The 17,553-nt window shown below is 49.1% G+C and carries 13 protein-coding genes; 7 read left to right on the plus strand and 6 right to left on the minus strand.

Annotated features, from left to right (window positions below; translation table 11 throughout):
• Nucleotides 1-30: 30 nt before the first annotated feature.
• Nucleotides 31-162, plus strand: coding sequence for a DUF4023 domain-containing protein (locus AB4Y93_RS14195; protein WP_441892960.1), 132 nt, complete (start codon nucleotides 31-33; stop codon nucleotides 160-162).
• A gap of 162 nt (nucleotides 163-324) precedes the next feature.
• On the plus strand, nucleotides 325-1,380 hold the full coding sequence (locus tag AB4Y93_RS14200; RefSeq protein WP_441892962.1) for a cation diffusion facilitator family transporter: 1,056 nt from the start codon (nucleotides 325-327) through the stop codon (nucleotides 1,378-1,380).
• 59 nt (nucleotides 1,381-1,439) lie between these two features.
• Here the strand turns inward: AB4Y93_RS14200 and AB4Y93_RS14205 are convergent, their stop codons facing one another.
• The 3 genes from AB4Y93_RS14205 to AB4Y93_RS14215 all read right to left on the minus strand — a co-directional run bounded on the left by AB4Y93_RS14205 (nucleotide 1,440) and on the right by AB4Y93_RS14215 (nucleotide 4,556).
• The gene (locus tag AB4Y93_RS14205) at nucleotides 1,440-2,054 is read right to left on the minus strand and encodes a PH domain-containing protein (protein WP_441892964.1); all 615 of its coding nucleotides are present in this window, start codon (nucleotides 2,052-2,054) and stop codon (nucleotides 1,440-1,442) included.
• An 87-nt stretch (nucleotides 2,055-2,141) separates the two neighbouring features.
• Complete coding sequence (locus AB4Y93_RS14210; protein ID WP_441892966.1) at nucleotides 2,142-3,362, minus strand: MFS transporter; 1,221 nt, start codon at nucleotides 3,360-3,362, stop codon at nucleotides 2,142-2,144.
• 387 nt (nucleotides 3,363-3,749) lie between these two features.
• Nucleotides 3,750-4,556, minus strand: a complete 807-nt coding sequence (locus AB4Y93_RS14215; protein ID WP_441892968.1) for an alpha/beta fold hydrolase — start codon at nucleotides 4,554-4,556, stop codon at nucleotides 3,750-3,752.
• Between the two features lie 894 nt (nucleotides 4,557-5,450).
• Between AB4Y93_RS14215 and AB4Y93_RS14220 the strand changes: the two genes are divergently transcribed.
• Nucleotides 5,451-5,588, plus strand: a complete 138-nt coding sequence (locus AB4Y93_RS14220) for a hypothetical protein (RefSeq protein ID WP_441892970.1) — start codon at nucleotides 5,451-5,453, stop codon at nucleotides 5,586-5,588.
• Nucleotides 5,589-5,620: 32 nt separating this feature from the next.
• Here the strand turns inward: AB4Y93_RS14220 and AB4Y93_RS14225 are convergent, their stop codons facing one another.
• From AB4Y93_RS14225 to AB4Y93_RS14235, 3 genes are all read right to left on the minus strand, one after another.
• A complete protein-coding gene (locus tag AB4Y93_RS14225) occupies nucleotides 5,621-7,222 on the minus strand; it encodes a sensor domain-containing diguanylate cyclase (RefSeq protein ID WP_441892972.1) in 1,602 nt (533 codons plus the stop codon).
• Nucleotides 7,223-7,369: 147 nt separating this feature from the next.
• Nucleotides 7,370-8,203, minus strand: coding sequence for a carbohydrate ABC transporter permease (locus AB4Y93_RS14230; protein WP_167278387.1), 834 nt, complete (start codon nucleotides 8,201-8,203; stop codon nucleotides 7,370-7,372).
• Complete coding sequence (locus tag AB4Y93_RS14235; RefSeq protein ID WP_167278388.1) at nucleotides 8,203-9,093, minus strand: carbohydrate ABC transporter permease; 891 nt, start codon at nucleotides 9,091-9,093, stop codon at nucleotides 8,203-8,205. Before AB4Y93_RS14235 ends, AB4Y93_RS14230 begins: the two co-directional genes overlap by 1 nt.
• 152 nt (nucleotides 9,094-9,245) lie before the next feature.
• On the opposite strand from AB4Y93_RS14235, the gene AB4Y93_RS14240 reads away from it, so the two are divergent.
• From AB4Y93_RS14240 to AB4Y93_RS14255, 4 genes are all read left to right on the plus strand, one after another.
• Complete coding sequence (locus AB4Y93_RS14240; protein ID WP_441892975.1) at nucleotides 9,246-11,132, plus strand: cache domain-containing sensor histidine kinase; 1,887 nt, start codon at nucleotides 9,246-9,248, stop codon at nucleotides 11,130-11,132.
• On the plus strand, nucleotides 11,125-12,750 hold the full coding sequence (locus AB4Y93_RS14245; RefSeq protein ID WP_441892977.1) for a response regulator: 1,626 nt from the start codon (nucleotides 11,125-11,127) through the stop codon (nucleotides 12,748-12,750). Before AB4Y93_RS14240 ends, AB4Y93_RS14245 begins: the two co-directional genes overlap by 8 nt.
• Before the next feature lie 176 nt (nucleotides 12,751-12,926).
• Nucleotides 12,927-14,240 carry an ABC transporter substrate-binding protein gene (locus tag AB4Y93_RS14250; RefSeq protein ID WP_441892979.1) on the plus strand — a complete coding sequence of 438 codons (1,314 nt, stop codon included), beginning with the start codon at nucleotides 12,927-12,929 and terminating at the stop codon, nucleotides 14,238-14,240.
• 878 nt (nucleotides 14,241-15,118) lie between these two features.
• On the plus strand, nucleotides 15,119-17,218 hold the full coding sequence (locus AB4Y93_RS14255; protein WP_441892981.1) for a glycoside hydrolase family 36 protein: 2,100 nt from the start codon (nucleotides 15,119-15,121) through the stop codon (nucleotides 17,216-17,218).
• Nucleotides 17,219-17,553 lie beyond the last annotated feature (335 nt).

Consider the following 17,553-nt stretch of genomic DNA (forward strand, 5'->3'; position numbering starts at 1 on the left):
TACTAATGGCAAAGGAGGGGATTGGAAGCGATGGAATCGACAAGCGAATTTGTAGCGAAGGTCCATGAAACACAGGCTAAGCAGAAGAAAAATAAGATCCATTACGGGAAAGGCAAGGCGTCCCAGAAGCTGCAAAATGTGCAGCATACAAACAATCCATAGCATTAAGCCAAGATTCGCCCGACTATCGGTCAAGTCCCGAGAGCGGGCGGATTTTATGAATAAGGTCCAAAACTTATCCATGGATTGACAAAAGATAGGAGTTGCGGCATCATAAACATATGAATAGTTGCTCATATATGTATAAAGTGAGGTGTCAGTCTTATGAGTCATGAGCATAGCGACGGGAAAGATCAACATACCGGTTCTGAGGCTCATACCCATTCCGAAGGGGAGCAAGCGCATAGCTGCAGCGGTCATAATCATAGCCATAGCCATAGCCATAGCCACAGTCATGCGAATCATCATGGTCATGATCATGGCCACCATGGGCATCATCATCATTTTGATATGTCTGGCAACAAAACCGGATTATTTATTGCATTAATCATTACAGCAGGCATTATGGTATTGGAGTTCGTAGGTGGATTGGTGACAAACAGCCTTGCGCTGCTGTCGGATTCCGGACATATGCTGAGCGACGTCAGCGCATTAATTCTCAGTCTGGTGGCTGTATGGTTCGCGGCCCGTCCGGCTTCGGCGGTTCGTACGTATGGTTTTCACCGGTTTGAAATATTAGCGGCGTTATTTAATGGGGTTACCCTTGTTGTTATTTCTGTCTTTATTATATGGGAAGCGGTCGGAAGAATGTTTGACCCGCCTGATGTGGCCAGCGGCTCGATGATGCTGATTGCGGCAGTTGGCCTCTTGGCTAACCTCGCGAGTGCATGGGCGCTCATGCGCAAGGGGGATATCCATAACAATCTGAATGTACGAAGTGCTTATCTGCATGTGCTGGGCGATGCGCTTGGTTCGGTAGGTGCGGTCGCAGCGGGGCTTCTTATCTATTGGTTCGACTGGAATATTGCTGATCCGATTATTTCGATTGTAGTTGCTGTGTTGATCGTGAAAAGTGCATGGGGAATGCTGAAGCATACCGTTCATATCCTGATGGAAGGGACCCCAGTGAATATAGATGAGCAGGAGGTTCGATCGGCGCTTGGGGAGCTTGCAGGCGTAGTTGATGTGCATGATCTGCATATCTGGACGATAACATCCGGTCTTGATTCGTTAAGCTGCCACCTGCAGGTTGCAGACGGCACGGACTGCCAGCAGGTGCTGCAGGCAGCTATCGCGCTCATCGAAGAGCGCTTTGGCATCCAGCATTCGACGATTCAAGTTGAGAGCTCGCATATCAGGCATATGGAGCTGCAGGTGTAGTGTTTCATACAAAAAGCCGTCCCTTGTACAAGTTCAAGGGACGGCTTTTTTTCTTATGATTACAGGTTAATGTATCGTTCGAAGATCGGACCAAAGTCTTTCACTTTATATTGCTTCTGCGCGCCTTCGAGCCAAGCGAATGCTGATTTGTTCAGCTTGTCGAACGTATCAGCTACATCGTAGTCACCTTTGTGCGCATGGCTTAACGTAGAGGAGGCAAGCTCCAGGCTTTGGCGGGCAAAGCCGAGGCTGATCTCGTTCTCGTGGTTAATTTCGGCGATTTTGATCAAGGATTTGTATAAGTCCTTTACTTGCTCGATATGCTTCTTGTTCACATCAATGCTGAATGGAACGGAACCGATCGTAAATTTGATCTCAACATCAAGGTCGACTGTACCTGCTGTTTCCAGCGCTACGCTGCTGATCTTGTTCGTTGCGTACGAATAACGGTGCAGCATCCGTTTCTTACTTACGGCGCTTGTTCCGTCCAGATGAATGAGCGCATAGTTCGTGAAGCAGTACTCATCTGTTTTTGATTTGATTAGAAAATAAATTTTTTCCCCATCTTCGTGCATGACGTAATCGTCAGAATCCACTTTGTCGTAATTCTCCGGTCTGATGACCGCTCCAATATCACTTAGGCCGAGCAGATCGGCAGCTACTTTTCCGAACAATCTTACCATTCCCCTCCATGAAATAATGGCTCACTCTACCATTATATATGCGGTCTGGGGGATTATTCTAGTTGCGATATACCTGGATCAGGATTGCTCAGCGGCTGCTTTGGAAGAGGCCATTTTATCCTCCATATGCTGTCTTTTCACCAGAATAGCGGCGAAGATAAGCATAAGGCCATTAATAATAAACACCCATTTAATCGGGATGATTCCGCCGAGTACACCGCCGAGCACTGGTCCAAGCATCGTTGCGAACTGCGTAGAAGACTGGTTCAAGCTGAATGCCCTGCCCCGGAAGCTTGTCTCCGTCGACTTCACGATCATGGCGTTAATAGAAGGAGTTACCCCGGCGAAGAACAGACCGTACGCAAAGCGCAGAATACCGAATTCGGTAATATGCCCGACAAAAAACTGCAGGCAGTTGCCGATCCCGCCGCCTAACAGACCGATAAAGAGTACTTTAGAAAAGCCGATCTTTGAGCCTATCTTGCCCCATTGCGGAGCAGCGATAAGCGTTGCGATCCCGACAGCTGAGAATACGATCCCTGATTGTAAGGAGGCGTCTTCCGGATTCGCCCCGAGCTGCAGCACATAAACGGTAAGCAGCGGCTCAAGAATCATGACGGAGAACATGGCTAGCCCGGACATGACAAGCAGCGCCATGAATGCTTTGTTTTGCGTAGCGTGCTTCAAGTCATCCATGACGGAGGAGCGTACGCCGGAGCGGTTAAACTTTTGCTCGGTAGCGAAGAAGGTTGCGATAAGTGCAGCCACAAGCACAATACAGCCGGAGAAAATAAAAGACTCCCGGTTACCAATGTAATGGCTGACCGTACCGCCGATAAGCGGACCCATAATCCCGCCCGTTGCGCCGGAGGTTGCCATAATGCCAAGCGCATAGCCGGATTTATCCTCCGGTGTATTCGTTGCTACTAGTGCAATTGCAGCTGGCACGTAGCCGGCGAGCAAGCCTTGGAATACCCGCAGGATGAGGAACACATATGGATCATGAACAAAGAAGGTAATGAAATAAAGTGCCGCTAAGCTGAAGCCCGAACGAATGAGCATCGGCTTGCGGCCATATTTGTCTGCGAGTGATCCCCAGTATGGCGCGATAAGTGCACTGGCTAGGAACGTAATGCCGAAGGCGAATCCGGACCACATTTCCAAATGGCTATTGACACCAAGATCATTATGTAGGAACAGCGGAATGAACGGAATCGATACAGAATAGGCCGTGCTGCAGAAGAAAACGCCAATCCATAAGATGATCAAGTTGCGTTTCCACGAGTAAGGTTGGGTCATTTCAGTCACATCCTAAAAAGTGCGTCGTTTTCTTTTATTGTAAACCTATTTTTACAGAATCTCCATGTTGAGCGAGAAAAACGATACTTTTGTCCTTGAAATTGCTGGCACACTCCGGTGACGGACAGTGAGTATGCCTCACTAAATAGTGAGGCATTTCGCCGTAAAAGTAGCCAAATACATCCTTGAGCAACAAACAATGAGGGTAGACTTACAGTTAGTGAGCCTAATTGTAAATATAGTGAGGCTAGGCTCACTAATCATAAGATTAGCTGTGGGAGGCTGCAAATTAGTGAGTGTCACCTCATTAATTAATGAGGTAACCTCATGAAACAAGCCCCCGCGTGTGCGCGGAGGCTCGAGTAAGCTAGTTAGTTGTTTGCGTACCTAATGCTTCAACGCCTCCAGCAAGCAGGCGTTGAATAAATCAAGTTCCTCATAGAAGATGGCATGTCCGCTGTTATCGAAGCGGAGCAGGACGGAGTTCGGGATGGTATCCTTCATGATAATGGTGAGCTCGAACGGGCAGATGCGGTCATACACCCCGTGGAAGATATAGGCTGGTACCTTTATCCGCTTAAGATCCGCGAGTACATTTTCATCCCGCAGCGTGTGGCCGCAGGCGATAATGGCGCGGGGCGATTGGTCGAGCTGCACCGAATCGAACCATTGCCTGAAGGCAGGTGTCGGCTCGTTATGGAAGAACAGCTTGCCGAACTCCTGCAGCATCTGCGGACGGTCGCGATTCGCCAGAGCAATCAGTGCATCGAGGCCTTCGACGGACATACCTTGAGGGAAATCAGGCTGCTTCGTAATGTAGGGAGCAGCCGCAGCGAATAGGAGCAGCTTGTTTACCCCATGCCCGGCATGGCGTCCCATGTAACGGGCAGCAACGGATCCGCCCATCGAGAAAGCGGCAAGTGTAATCTCCTTGAAACCCAATGTATCAATGATGTAACGGACATCATCCGCCATTCGGTCCAGACTGTAGCTCTCCCACGGCGAGTCCGACTTTCCGAAGCCGCGCAGGTCCAGTTGGATACAACGATACCCATACTTGGGCAGCTGATTAACCTGATACTCATACATCCGGTGATCAAGCGGATAACCATGAACGAACAAGATCGGCTGTCCAACGCCCGTATCCTCTACGTAGAGACTAACCCCCGGTTCGACATCCACATAATAGTTCAATGTGACATTCTCCTTCTTCCTCCAAATTCACTCCTTGTAGTAAAGGTATGAGATAGAACGACCTGTTAGAAGAAAGCAGCACCTATCTCAATCTCGCACAGCTGCATCCTCCCATACACCACATGCAGTACATGCAACAGAAGCTGTTACGTTGGATTTCGTCCAACGTAACAGCGGTTGTGGACGTCACATAGCCGCCTATGTTGGATTTAATACAGTGAAATAAGCTCTATTCGCCGAGTAACCAAGCTATAGGTCCGATTCTGTTGGATGGAATCCAACAGAGGGGCGATACATTCACACAAGTAGCGATTATACTGGATGAAATCCAACATGCGGCGCAAGAAGGTGTCACGGTATCCATCTGTGCATGCATCCCCCATATACGTGCAAGCATCTCACATGCAGCACATGCAGCACATGCGACAGAGGGCTGTTACGTTGGATTTCGTCCAACGTAACAGCGTTTGTGGACGTCACATAGCCGCCTATGTTGTATTTAATACAGTGAAATAAGCTCCATTCGCCCAGTAGCCAAGCTATAGGTCCGATTCTGTTGGATGGAATCCAACAGAGGGGCGGTGTAGTCACACAAGTAGCGATTATAGTGGATGAAATCCAACATACGGCGCATGAAGGAGTCACGGTTTCTATCTGTGCATGCATCCCCCCCATATATGTGCATGCATCCCACATGCAGCATATGCGTTAGAGGGCTGTTACGTTGGATTTCGTCCAACGTAACAGCGGTTGTGGACGTCACATAGCCGCCTACGTTGGATTTGATACAGTGAAATAAGCTCCATTCGCCCAGTAGCCAAGCTATAGGTCCAATTCTGTTGGATGGAATCCAACAAAGGGGCGATACATTCACACAAGGAGCGATTATACTGGATGAAATCCAACATGCGGCATACGGCGTGTGAAGGGGAAGTTATCGATTCGGACGAGCGGGAGGCAGCGATAGGAGTACATCCGCAGCATGCAGCGCAGCGCATCAAAAAAAAGCTGCCCCAGCAGCCACTTTCGTAACTTCCGAGGACAACTTCTGTCCGAGTGAGCTATTAAATTCTTGCCATATTAGCCAGACTGCTGTACGCAACCGTACGGTTACGGCCGTCCCGTTTGGCCTGATAGAGCGCCTGATCAGCGTACTTGAACAGCTCGAATACTTCATCGCTGATATCAGGGAAGGTTGCTACGCCAAGTGACATCGTCACTCTCTCGCTGATTGGCGTAATGGCATGAGCAATTCGCTCACGAATCCGCTCGGCCACCTGAACCGCTTCGTCTTCCGAAGCATGAGGCAGCAGCATCGTGAATTCTTCTCCGCCGAACCTGCAGCAGTAATCATCAGGACCTTTCTCGCTTTGCATAACATCTGCAACAAACTTTAACACTTCATCGCCCATATGATGGCCGTGACGGTCATTCACGCTCTTGAAATGATCAAGGTCCATTAGAATGACCGAGAACGAAGTGCCTTGCTCCTTCCACAAAGTCGTAATGGCGCCCATCGTTCTGCGATTCGTCAGACCCGTCAGCGCATCGGTGTTGGCCTCGGCATGAAGCTCTTCTTTCTGTTGACGCAGCTTATTGAAGGCAACCGCCACGGTATCGAGCAATTGGTTCGCCTCATAGTTCCAGCTAATATCTGCTGTCAGCGGCTTCAGCTTCTCATCTCCGCTGGATAGGCGGGAGGCGTAAGTAGCCAGGCGATTAAGTGGATGAGCCAGCTTGCGGGACAGCCAGAAGGAAAGCATGACAAGCAGCAGCACGAATGGCGCTGAGAACTTCATCATTTCTCTTACGACATTCTCAGAGATATTGACCACATGATCCTGCGGGGTCTGGGACACAATGCCCCATCCGACGGCAGGTACAGGTGCGAAGCCAGCTAAGAAGTTCTGCCCTTGTGAATTAATAACCTGCTGGGCTCCCGTTATTCCATGCATTAACTTCTGGACGACGGGATTGTCGCTCACATTCTCAGAAATACGTTCCTTATCGGGATGATAGATCAAGTTGCCCGAAGAATCGACGACATAGAAGTAGGAGCCGCTGGTCGTGCTTGACTGAACCCCAAGAATATCTCGGAAAATATTCGCCTGCTGCAGGTAGATCGACCCTCCGACAAAACCCTTGTAGTTGCCGGCATGATCGAAGATCGGAGAGCTTACGAGTACGATCAATCGATTCGTAATGGCATGGAACGGCTTGGAGATGTGAGGCTTCTTCAGCTTAAGTGCCTCCATGGTGGCTTCTGAATTCGGTTTGCTCCCGATTAAATTCAGATTATTAGGTGAGGTAGAGACGATAACACCGCTGCTGTTCACAATCGTCAGGGAATTAAAATACGGGCTTGTCCCCATGAAGAAATCAAGCTGAGACAGCACATTCTGATCGCTCAGCTCCACCTCAGAGAAGTAATCTGCCGTTACTTGAAGACTCTTTTGCATGGAAATCACAAGAGACTCCGTCGTTTTGCTCAAATTAAGCGCAGCAACACCGTTCATTTCGATTGTATTATTGAAGAGCGATTTTCGCTCGGTATTATAGCCGATAGTTGTACTAATAATGATTGTTACAAGAACAGATAGGATGACAACAAATGAAATAATAGATGAAAGCTTGAATCCTCTGCGCGGCCGGATCTTGTAGGTCATATTGTGAAAATATGCTCCTTCCTAATTCTTACTAATCGATAGTGTATCATTTTTTGTCGAAAGTATCGATAATCATTCTAAAATGCAGTAAAAAGCCCATCTCCCTCCCGCATGAAGCCAAGGAGAACAGATGGGCGTTCCTTTTTATTAACCTTTTACAGCGCCAGCTACAACGCCTTTTACAATGTACTTCTGCAAGAAGATAAACACGACGATCGAAGGCAGAACAGCCATAACCATAGCTGTCATTGCATATTGCCAGTCTGACGTATATTGGCCAACGAAGGTGTAGGCCGCAAGTGTCAGAGTCTTCGTATCCGGCGAGCCGTTAACCATAAGGAGCGGCAGCAGGAAGTCATTCCACATCCACATAACGTCGATGATAATGATCGTTGTCGTTACCGATTTCAGCAGCGGGAAGATCACGCTGAAGAAGAGGCGGAAGCCGGAAGCGCCGTCGATTGTTGCGCTCTCGTCAATTTCTTTCGGGATACCTTTTACAAATCCATGGTAGATGAACACGGCCAGTGGTGCGCCGAAGCCCCAGTACAGAAGGCCAAGTCCCCAAGTGCTTTCCGTAATGTGAAGATCCTTCGACAGTTGAAGAACCGTCAGCATGATCGATTGGAACGGAATAAGCATTGGCAAAATGCACAGCAGGTACAATAAGCCGCTCCATCTTGTTTTCGTACGAGCAAGCTTATAGGCCGCGATCGAGGAGACAAACACAATCCCGATCAAACCAACACCTGTAATAACGAAGTTGTTCAGGAACAGCTTCGGATAGTTGATAAAGGACCATACATGCTCATAGTTGCCAAACGCGAGCTTCTTCGGCAGGGCAATAACGTCGGTCATAACCTCGCCAAAGCTCTTGAAGGAGTTGTTAATGGCAAGGAACAACGGATACAGGAACAACAGAGACAGTAGGACCATCACAACTTCGAGTATGATGCGTCCAGCTTTCGATTGACGGTTCATTATGCCTCAACCTCCCTGCGTTTGAAGATCGTCAATTGAACAATAGTTACGATTAAGACGGCAACGAACAGGATCAGCGCTTTCGCTGTACCATAGCCGTACAGATTGTTTTGGAACGTGTCACGGTAAATGTCATAAGCGATACTGTATGTCGTTCCGCCAGGACCGCCGCCAGTCAGCGACAGGATGACGTCGAATACTTTGATCGAGTTCGTCAGCGCCATAAAGACAGAGATCGTAATCGATGGTGCAAGCAAAGGCAACGTAATGTTGAAGAAGCGGCGAAGTGGGCCAGCTCCGTCTACGGTAGCTGCTTCCTTCAGATCATCTGGAACCGACTGCAGACCAGCGATATAGATAACAAGGTAGAAGCCAACCGACTGCCAGATCGAGACAAGAAGGATCGAGATAAAGGCAAGTCCAGGTTCACCTAGCCAGCTGAGCTTGAAGATGCCCCAGCCTGTACTAGCTCCAAGCGACTCGAAGCCTTGCATGAAGATGAACTTCCAGATAAAGCCGACAATTACAAGGCTGAGAATATACGGGATAAAGAATGCCGCACGCAGCCAGGTTGTTGATTTGAGCTTCATGTCGAGGACCAATGCGAGCAGAATAGCAAGCACGTTCACGAGCACGATGTAGAGAACCGCGTATTTTATCGTAAACCATGCGGATTGGGTAAAGTTCGTGTCATGCAGAAAAATTTGCTTGAAGTTATCAAGTCCGATAAATTTAGGATGCTTCGAGATACCGTTCCACTTCGTCAGGGAATAACGGATCGTCATCGCGAACGGGATATAAAAGGCAATTGCGATACAAATGAGAACTGGCAGTGTGAACAAGCCAAACTCGATTTTCTCGCTCCATCTTCTCCCCATTTTCTTAAACATATGTGCACCTCTTCTCGATGTCGTCAGTTGTTTCGGGTAGTCTTGGTGTGATTAGCCGACTATACATCAGTACCTTATTCGATATACTGTGTATTATAATTGGACCGCCTGACAGCCAAAATGGATATATGAAAACTGTTAGGGGTAAAAAGGTGAACGAAAGCACAAAGACGTGGGGAGTGTTAGCAATCGCAAATTACATAGCAAAAGGGTGGACCGCATTAACCGAGCGTGTATCCAGCCGATTAGTGAACAAGCTTATTTTGCTTTTTACGACGATCATTATTCTTGTTGTAGGATCTTTGACCTTTATTTCCTACAAAATGCTGCAGCGGGAAGCGCTGAATAACAGCATCACAAGTACATCGAATAACCTTCTCCTGGTCAATAAAAATCTGGAGGATTACCTGCTTGGCATGGAGGAGCTGTCGCTGCCGCAAATTAATTATGACGAGCTGGTTTTTGCGATCAGCCATGCGGCAACCAACTATGCGTCCAAGATGTACGTGGAGGATTACTTGCGTAATATGTATTTTTCCCGAAGCAATGAGGATCTGGAAGCCATCTATTTATATTTTGTCAGCAGTGGGACGTACTACACGATCTCCAAGGAGAACTTCGATATTAAGATTCGGTCCGGTCAGGCAAAAAATATCCCATCGATGTCCTGGTACAAACAGGCGATGGATAATTCGAAAAATCAGGCGTATCAATCTTTCCTGATGTCGAATGCCGAACGTGGCTATGATATGGACCCAAGCCGGAGCTTTATGGCTTATCACCGGGTGCTTCGCTCCATTGCGACAAGAGCGCCGCAGGCGGTTGTCTCGTTCTATTACAACAAGAGCACGATTAACAAGATTATGAAGGATGTTCCGTACAACAAGGGGCAGCATCTGTTCTTCTTGAGTCCGGATAACACTCCGTTCGTGCTGGATGAGAGGTCCATCTATAAGACGATGGAAGGCAGCGGTGTGCTGAATCAGCTGAAGCAGGGTGGTTCCAATGCCAGTAATGACGGCTTAACTTGGGAATCACCGGAGGACAGCAAATATCTGGTCGTCTATAACGTAGGGGAGCAGGAGGGCTGGAAGCTGGTGAAGCCGCTCCCTTACACGGAGCTGTATGCAGCGGCAAAAGCAACTCGGAACCTGAACTTCATCATCGGCTTTCTGTTCCTGCTGCTGTCTGTTGTTCTGGTGACTTACTTCTCCAATGCGGTGACGAAGCCGCTTAAGCTGCTGTCACAGCAGATGAAACGATTCAGTACGGGTGATTTCGAAGCTTCAACAGAGGTTATTGGGCGAGATGAATTGGCTTATCTGTCCCGTCATTTCAACCAGATGGTCAGCCGGACGAACGAGCTCATTACAGAACGGTACAAGATGAAGCTGGTGGAGAAAAATGCGATCTTGAAAGCGCTGGAGGCGGAGATTAATCCGCATTTCCTCTATAACGCGCTGCAGGCGATCTCGACGAAAGCGCTCAAGGCTGAGCGTTTCGATATTGCAGATATGGTGGACGCGCTTGCCCTTACGCTTCGTTATTGCATCAGCGGCAAAGATATCGTTCGCGCGAGCGAAGAGCTGTTGCATATCGAGCGGTATATGTCATTGCAGAAAGCGCGGTTCGGGGGCAGGCTGCAGCTGGTGATGGACTGGGAGCAAGAAATGAAGGAGCTGGAGATTCCGAAGCTGTCGATTCAGACGCTGGTTGAGAATGCGATTAAACATGGCGTAGAGATGGTATCTACTCCAGTAACGATCACGATTAGCGCGAGCGCAGCGGGTGGATATGCTTTTATAACCGTAAGCGATAATGGACCTGGATTTGCAGAAGGCAGGCTTGGTCAGGTGCTGCAATCGTTCGAAGCCGATTGGGATGAACGGGCAGAGGAAGAGGGAAGTGTAGGGCTGGTGAATTTGAATACGAGGCTCAAGCTGCTGTATGGGACTAGCTCGCAGCTTGTAATAAGAACCAGTCCTTCCGGAACGGAAATGGAAATGCTAATACCGCGAGGAGGCGGGCAATATGTATAGAGTACTGATTATAGATGATGAGGAACCACTTCGCGAAGCCATTCGCATATTGGGCGATTGGAAGGGGCTTGGCGTAGAAGAGGTACTGGAAGCAACGGATGGACAGATGGGGCTGGAGCTTATTGCGAAGCATCAGGTCGATCTGGTGATGGTCGATATGAAAATGCCGGCAATGAGCGGGGCAGAGCTGCTGCAGGTGCTGGAGCGGGATTATCCGGATCTGCCTGCGATTGTTATCAGCGGCTATAACGATTTTGAATATACGCGTCAGGCCATCCGCTCCAAGGTTGTGGATTATCTATTGAAGCCAATTAACCGCCATGATCTGAATGCCGCGCTCCGCAAAGCCGTAGATCTGCTGGAGGCGCGCCGCGTACGGGAGAGCGAGTTCATTAACCGCAATATTACGCTTAATATGTCCTTGCCGAAGCTGAAGGAGAAAATGTACTTATCCATTATCGACCGAAGCTTCCGCAGTCAGACGAATGAAGCGTTCCTGCCGCTGATCGGAGCGGATGATCCGGATAACCGGTTTGCGGTTGTCGTCCTTCGAATGCTCAATATGGAACAGGTGCGCTCGGCCCGGTTCCATTCCGACGTGGACCTGCTTCATTTTGCTGTAGCCAATATGCTTAATGAGATCGCCGGGGAATACTTCCAGGCTTTCAGCTTCGCTAGCCCGCGGCAGGACCGTGAACTCATTGTCATTCTGACGATGAAGGGCGCGTACCAGGAGGATATCGTCTACCGCTGCCTGCATCAGATGAATAAAGCATTGGCTGCCCTACAGGATCTTCTTGGTATTGTAGCTATAGCGGGTATCGGTACGCCGTGCACAGGAATTATGGAGATCGCTTCGTCTTACGAGACGGCTAAGGCGGCTATTAGCGGCATCGATCTGCTCAAGCTGAAAGGGTATTCCGTTACGAATACCGTTGTAAAGCCATCCAAGGAGATTGCACCCATCACGGGGCGGATTCAATTGTTCCGCGCAGCGCTCGAAGCGGGCAATTCAACCGGGGCGAAATCTATCCTAAGCGAGGATCTGCGAAAATGGGGCAGCGCGGACTTTTTCACCATTGGAGAGGCGGACCAGACGATTGCACGGTTCATCATTATGATGAACGATATGTCCTTAGAGCTTGGTGTGCCGCGGGATAAGCTGCCGATTATGGAGGAGCATCCGATTCGGTTTATGCATTTATCCGAGGATTTTGTGAGCTTTGAGCAGTTCAGCAAGCTGCTGGATGATGCGCTTCACTTCTATTTGGAGCAGATTCGGATGACGCAGACGACCTTTGAGATTGGGGATATTAAAGCCTATATCGATAACCGTTATTATGAAGACATCAAAATTTCGATGTTTGCCGATAAATATTTTTTGAGCAGAGAGTACATAATGAAGCTGTTCAAACAGCAGTTCGGATGCGGCATTCATGAGTATGTGCAGAGGATTAGAATGGACAAGGCGAAGGAGCTGCTGGATGATCCAACCCTGAAGATACAGGATATTTCCGAGCGGCTGGGCTACAAGGATAAGAATTATTTCAGCAAGGCGTTCCGGAATTACTTCTCTGTGTCGCCAACGGAATATCGGGCAGCAAGCAAAGAAGGATAAAAAGTGAACAAACGCAACACTCCGCTTTTTTACCCTTAACTAGTCACTTATGTGCATTCTTATCCCGATTCGTATTCATTATGATAAACGTGTGCATAAGGTTAGCTTGATGTCGACCCTCGAATAAGACGGGATGCCAGAAACGCTGACAACTATGAGAAAATGGGGGCGTTACAATGTTTAAACGAATTGCAACGGTGTCGCTCAGCCTTGCGCTGGTCGGCGGTATGCTCGCTGGTTGCGGCGGCAACAACGGCAACGATACAAGTAACAACAGCGGTACAACTAATGGTGGAGCAGCTTCGGACAAGCCGGTAACGATTAACATGTTCACAGCTTCGCCGGAGTACACGGATGCGTTCAACGCATATATCGCCGAGTACAAAAAGGTAAAACCAAACGTAACCATCAACCTTGAAATCATGCAAGCCGATTACAATACAGTATTGAAATCCAAGATCGCTTCGGGCAGCACACCTGACGTGTTCCAAACAACAGCTGGCGGCGATATTGATACATTCGCTGAGTACAGTGCAGATCTGACAAGCGAACCGCTTGCGGCTGCTATGACAGATGGCGTTAGAACGAACATGACTTCTTCTGACGGCAAAGTGCTGGGTCTGCCGATTAAAGGCAACCTGATGACGCTGATCTACAACAAAAAGCTTCTGACTGATGCAGGTATTGCAGCACCGCCTAAGACATTAACAGAGTTGAATGATGATATTGCGAAGCTTCAAGCTAAAGGCATTACGCCATTCGCCAACGCTTATAAAGAGTGGTGGGTATGGAAGCATATCTTCCAACACTTCGTGAACGCAGCTGCTGAAGATGCAGGTACAACACCTAAAGATTTGGTGCAGCAATTCATCGATGGCAAAACAACGTTTAACGATCATCCGATTCTGAAGGACAACTTCTTCAACTTCATCGACCTGACCGTTAAGAATGGTACAGACAAACCGCTTGAGCGCGACAGCAATGCTGAAGTAAGTGACTTCGCACAAGGCAAAGCGGCATTCATGACTGGTAAAGGCGCATGGGATGAAGAAGCAATCAAAAAAATCAGCCCGGATATTCAGATCGGAATCGCTGGCTACCCTGTAAGTGAAAAACCAGAGCAAGCGCTGATCGTAACAGGTGCAGACCAAGCGCTTCGCATTAACAAAGATTCTAAAGTGGCAAGAGAAGCAATTGACTTCTTCAACTGGCTGTATACTTCGGATTACGGCAAACAATGGTTCTCTAGCGTAGCTAAGGTTATCCCGCCAATCAAGGATGCTCCACTTCCTGACCTGGATATGCCTAAAGAAATGGAAGAGATCTTGAAAACAGAAAAATCCGGCGATCTGTCGGTTAACTACTCGCTTGATACGTTCCACCAGAAATTCGGTGAGATTATGCAGGCTTACATCGGTAAGAGCAAGTCGAAAGACCAAGCAATCAGCGAAATTCAGACTGCATGGCAGCAATTCGGGTCGGCCGAATAAGCTAGACCTTTATTAAACAAAAGTGGCCGTGTTGGTGATGAACCGATACGGCCGCTTTTTCTTTTGTGGCACTGCCTCGGGCTTACGTTGGATTTCTTCCAACGTAATTCAGCACAGTGGCAGGTGGGGGCGAGCTAGGTTGGATTCTATCCAGTAACTTTCGCTCGATTGAGCTTGTATCGCCTAAATGAACTGATTCTGCTGGATGAAATCCAATGTAGCTAGGCTACTGGTCTGATACGCATCATTCTGATGGATAAATTCCAATGTAGCTAGGGAGAAGGTTCCGCACTCTTGAGTACAACCTGTACAACCTCGGGCCTACGTTGGATTTCATCCAACGTAATTCAGCACAGGGGTAGGTGGGAGCGAGCTAGGTTGGATTCTATCCAGTAACTGTCGCTCATGATGAGCTTGTATCGCCTAAATGAGCTGATTCTGCTGGATGAAATCCAAAGTAGCTATTGCTACTGGGCCGGTTTGCATCATTCTGATGGATAAATTCCATTTTAGCTAGGGAGAAGCTAGGTTCTAGAGGGTCTGTGTCGCTTCGGCTGATGACCGCGGTGTTCTGCTCTCGTTACAACCTCGGGCTTACGTTGGATTTCTTCCAACGTAATCCAGCACAGGGGCAGCTGGAGGCGAGCTAGGTTGGATTCTATCCAGTAACTGTCGCTCATAATGAGCTTGTATCCTCTAAATTGAGCCGATTCTGTTGGATGAAATCCAATGTAGCTATAGCTACTGGGCTGGTACGCATCATTCTGCTGGATAAATTCCAATGTAGCTAGGCACCGAAGCGCTTAATTTGTATGGTTGGTGTTAAGAAACAACCATTTTCGTATACACTGATTTCGAACTGAGAGGCGGTAATAAGTATGATGGGGATACATGTAATAAAAGAAAATGATCTAAATTTGGTGTTTGAGGTACGGGAGAACGGGGATGTACTGCTGCTTCATTTTGGCGCGCTGCCTTGGCATGAGGAATTGGTGTCCGATGCTGAAAAGGTTGGATATCGTCTGCTTGAGCTGCAGCTAACAGGTGAAGATCGAGCTGAATATCACGGACGGACGCATCGTGCGTCTTATCCGGGTCTTCGGATGGTTTTTGATTCGTTGTCTGATGCACGAAATGAATGGGGTAGAAAGTTAGTTGTTGGACTAAAGGACTATGTGACTGGAGTGGCTGCGGAATGGCATGTTCAGTTCTACGATGGCGTATCGATTGCGCGCTGCTGGACGGAACTATTGAATAGTGGTGCTGAGGAAGTTGGCGTAGAATATGTTTCATCGTTCGCGTTAACAGGGTTTGATAAAGAAGGCGAAGGCGGCCGTGATGAGAAGCTGACGGTGACCCTTGCGCATAATGCTTGGCAAAGCGAGCTGCAATGGCGGACTTACACATTGCCTGAACTCGGGATGTCTCATCTGATCGACCGTGGCTCTAAACGTGTAGCTTTCAGTAATACGGGGTCATGGTCAGGTGCTGAGCTGATTCCGATGGCGGTGGTGTCGAATACAGCATCGGGGGAGAGCCTGTTCTGGCAGATCGAACATAACGGTTCGTGGCATTGGGAGTTTACCGATCAGGTGGATCGACTGACAGTTCTTATAAGCGGCCCAACTGAGCATGACAATCATTGGTGGCTGAAGCTGGCTCCGGGTGAGCGGTTTGTATCTGTGCCGGTTGCAGTAGGAGCAGTTGAAGGTGGGATCGAAGAGGCTGCAGAACAGCTGACTACGTACCGCCGTCGGATCCGTCGGGAAAATGATGATAATAAGCTCTTGCGTGTAATCTTCAATGATTATATGAACTGTTTGTGGGGCTCCCCGACAACTGAGAAGCTGCTTCCGCTTATTGATGCGGCTGCTGATGTTGGCTGTGAGTACTTCTGTATTGATGCAGGCTGGTACGCACCGGGCGAATGGTGGGATGGCGTTGGCCAGTGGCTGCCATCGGAGGAGCGCTTTCCGGAAGGGATCAAATATGTGCTCGATTATATCCGCAGCAAAGGCATGATTCCAGGGCTATGGCTGGAGCTTGAGGTGATGGGCATCAACTCACCGAAGCTGGCGGAGACCGATGACAGCTGGTTCTTTATGCGTCATGGGAAGCGGGTTAAGGACCGCAGCCGTTATCAGCTGGATTATCGTAACCCTAAGGTTATCGCGCATGCGGATGAAGTCATTCGTCGACTGGTCGAGGACTATGGTGTTGGCTACATCAAGATGGACTATAACATTAATGCAGGGATCGGTACTGAGACGAATGCAGACAGCATGGGTGATGGCCTGCTGCAGCATAACCGCGCATATCTTGCTTGGCTCGATGGCGTGTTCGCGCGTTATCCGGAGCTGGTAATCGAGAACTGCTCAAGCGGCGGTATGCGGATGGACTATGCGATGCTGAGCCGTTACAGCATTCAGTCGACAAGTGACCAAGAGGACTACATCAAATACGCAGCCATTGCAGCAGGTTCGCCAGCTGTGCTGACACCAGAGCAAGCTGCAGTCTGGTCGTATCCGCTTCGCGAGGGCGATGATGAGGAAGTCATCTTTAACATGGTTAATGCTTTGCTGCTTCGCGTTCACCAATCCGGCCATCTGGCTGAGCTGAGCCCGCGCCGCCGCGAGCTGGTGAAAGAAGCACTGGATTATTACAAAACGATCCGCAGCGACATCCGCGAAGCGCTGCCAGTCTGGCCGCTCGGCCTGCCGGCTCATGGCGACGACTGGATCAGCCTCGGCCTGCGCCGCGGCGAAAAGCTGTACCTCGCCGTATGGCGCATCGACGGCGAGTCCGCCGAGCTTGCGCTGCCGCTGCCGGAACTCAGCGGCAAGGGTGTGGCCGTGCGCTGCGCCTACCCGGCAGCAGCAAGCGACAGCAGCTGCAGCTGGAATGCTGCCGCAGGCGAGCTGCGCGTCACGCTGCCGAACCCGCGCACCGCGCGGTTGTTCGAGCTGACGCTCGGTTAGGCGCCAGCTTTAGTAAAGAAGGCCACTGGTATCCCCGTGGCCTCTTTGCTCGTTCCGCCGTACGCCTACGTTACAAATGAAGCAGCAGATTGGATTGACGAGCCTAGTAATTAGCTAGTTTAAGTACCGCCGTGTGCCTAAGTTGAAGATAGAACAGCAGGTTGGAGAGTACAATCCCAGTAATTAGTTATTTCAAGTACCACCGCACGCCTAAGTTGGATTTAATACAGCAAAATTGATGCGCCGCGCCCAGTAACTGAAGCTACATTGGATATTATCCAGCAGAATCAGTACATTGGGGCGGTAGAAGTTCATTTCCGCGAAAGTTACTGTAT

The sequence above is a fragment of the Paenibacillus sp. YAF4_2 genome, from assembly GCF_052113225.1.
Lineage (GTDB): Bacteria > Bacillota > Bacilli > Paenibacillales > Paenibacillaceae > Pristimantibacillus.

Excerpts from the sequence above, each read along its gene's own strand:
- AB4Y93_RS14195 (WP_441892960.1), top strand. The coding sequence starts at position 31 with ATGGAATCGACAAGCGAATTTGTAGCGAAGGTCCATGAAACACAGGCT.
- AB4Y93_RS14200 (WP_441892962.1), top strand. The coding sequence starts at position 325 with ATGAGTCATGAGCATAGCGACGGGAAAGATCAACATACCGGTTCTGAG.
- AB4Y93_RS14210 (WP_441892966.1), bottom strand. The coding sequence starts at position 3,362 with ATGACCCAACCTTACTCGTGGAAACGCAACTTGATCATCTTATGGATT.
- AB4Y93_RS14220 (WP_441892970.1), top strand. The coding sequence starts at position 5,451 with ATGAAATCCAACATGCGGCATACGGCGTGTGAAGGGGAAGTTATCGAT.
- AB4Y93_RS14225 (WP_441892972.1), bottom strand. The coding sequence starts at position 7,222 with ATGACCTACAAGATCCGGCCGCGCAGAGGATTCAAGCTTTCATCTATT.
- AB4Y93_RS14230 (WP_167278387.1), bottom strand. The coding sequence starts at position 8,203 with ATGAACCGTCAATCGAAAGCTGGACGCATCATACTCGAAGTTGTGATG.
- AB4Y93_RS14235 (WP_167278388.1), bottom strand. The coding sequence starts at position 9,093 with ATGTTTAAGAAAATGGGGAGAAGATGGAGCGAGAAAATCGAGTTTGGC.
- AB4Y93_RS14245 (WP_441892977.1), top strand. The coding sequence starts at position 11,125 with ATGTATAGAGTACTGATTATAGATGATGAGGAACCACTTCGCGAAGCC.
- AB4Y93_RS14250 (WP_441892979.1), top strand. The coding sequence starts at position 12,927 with ATGTTTAAACGAATTGCAACGGTGTCGCTCAGCCTTGCGCTGGTCGGC.
- AB4Y93_RS14255 (WP_441892981.1), top strand. The coding sequence starts at position 15,119 with ATGATGGGGATACATGTAATAAAAGAAAATGATCTAAATTTGGTGTTT.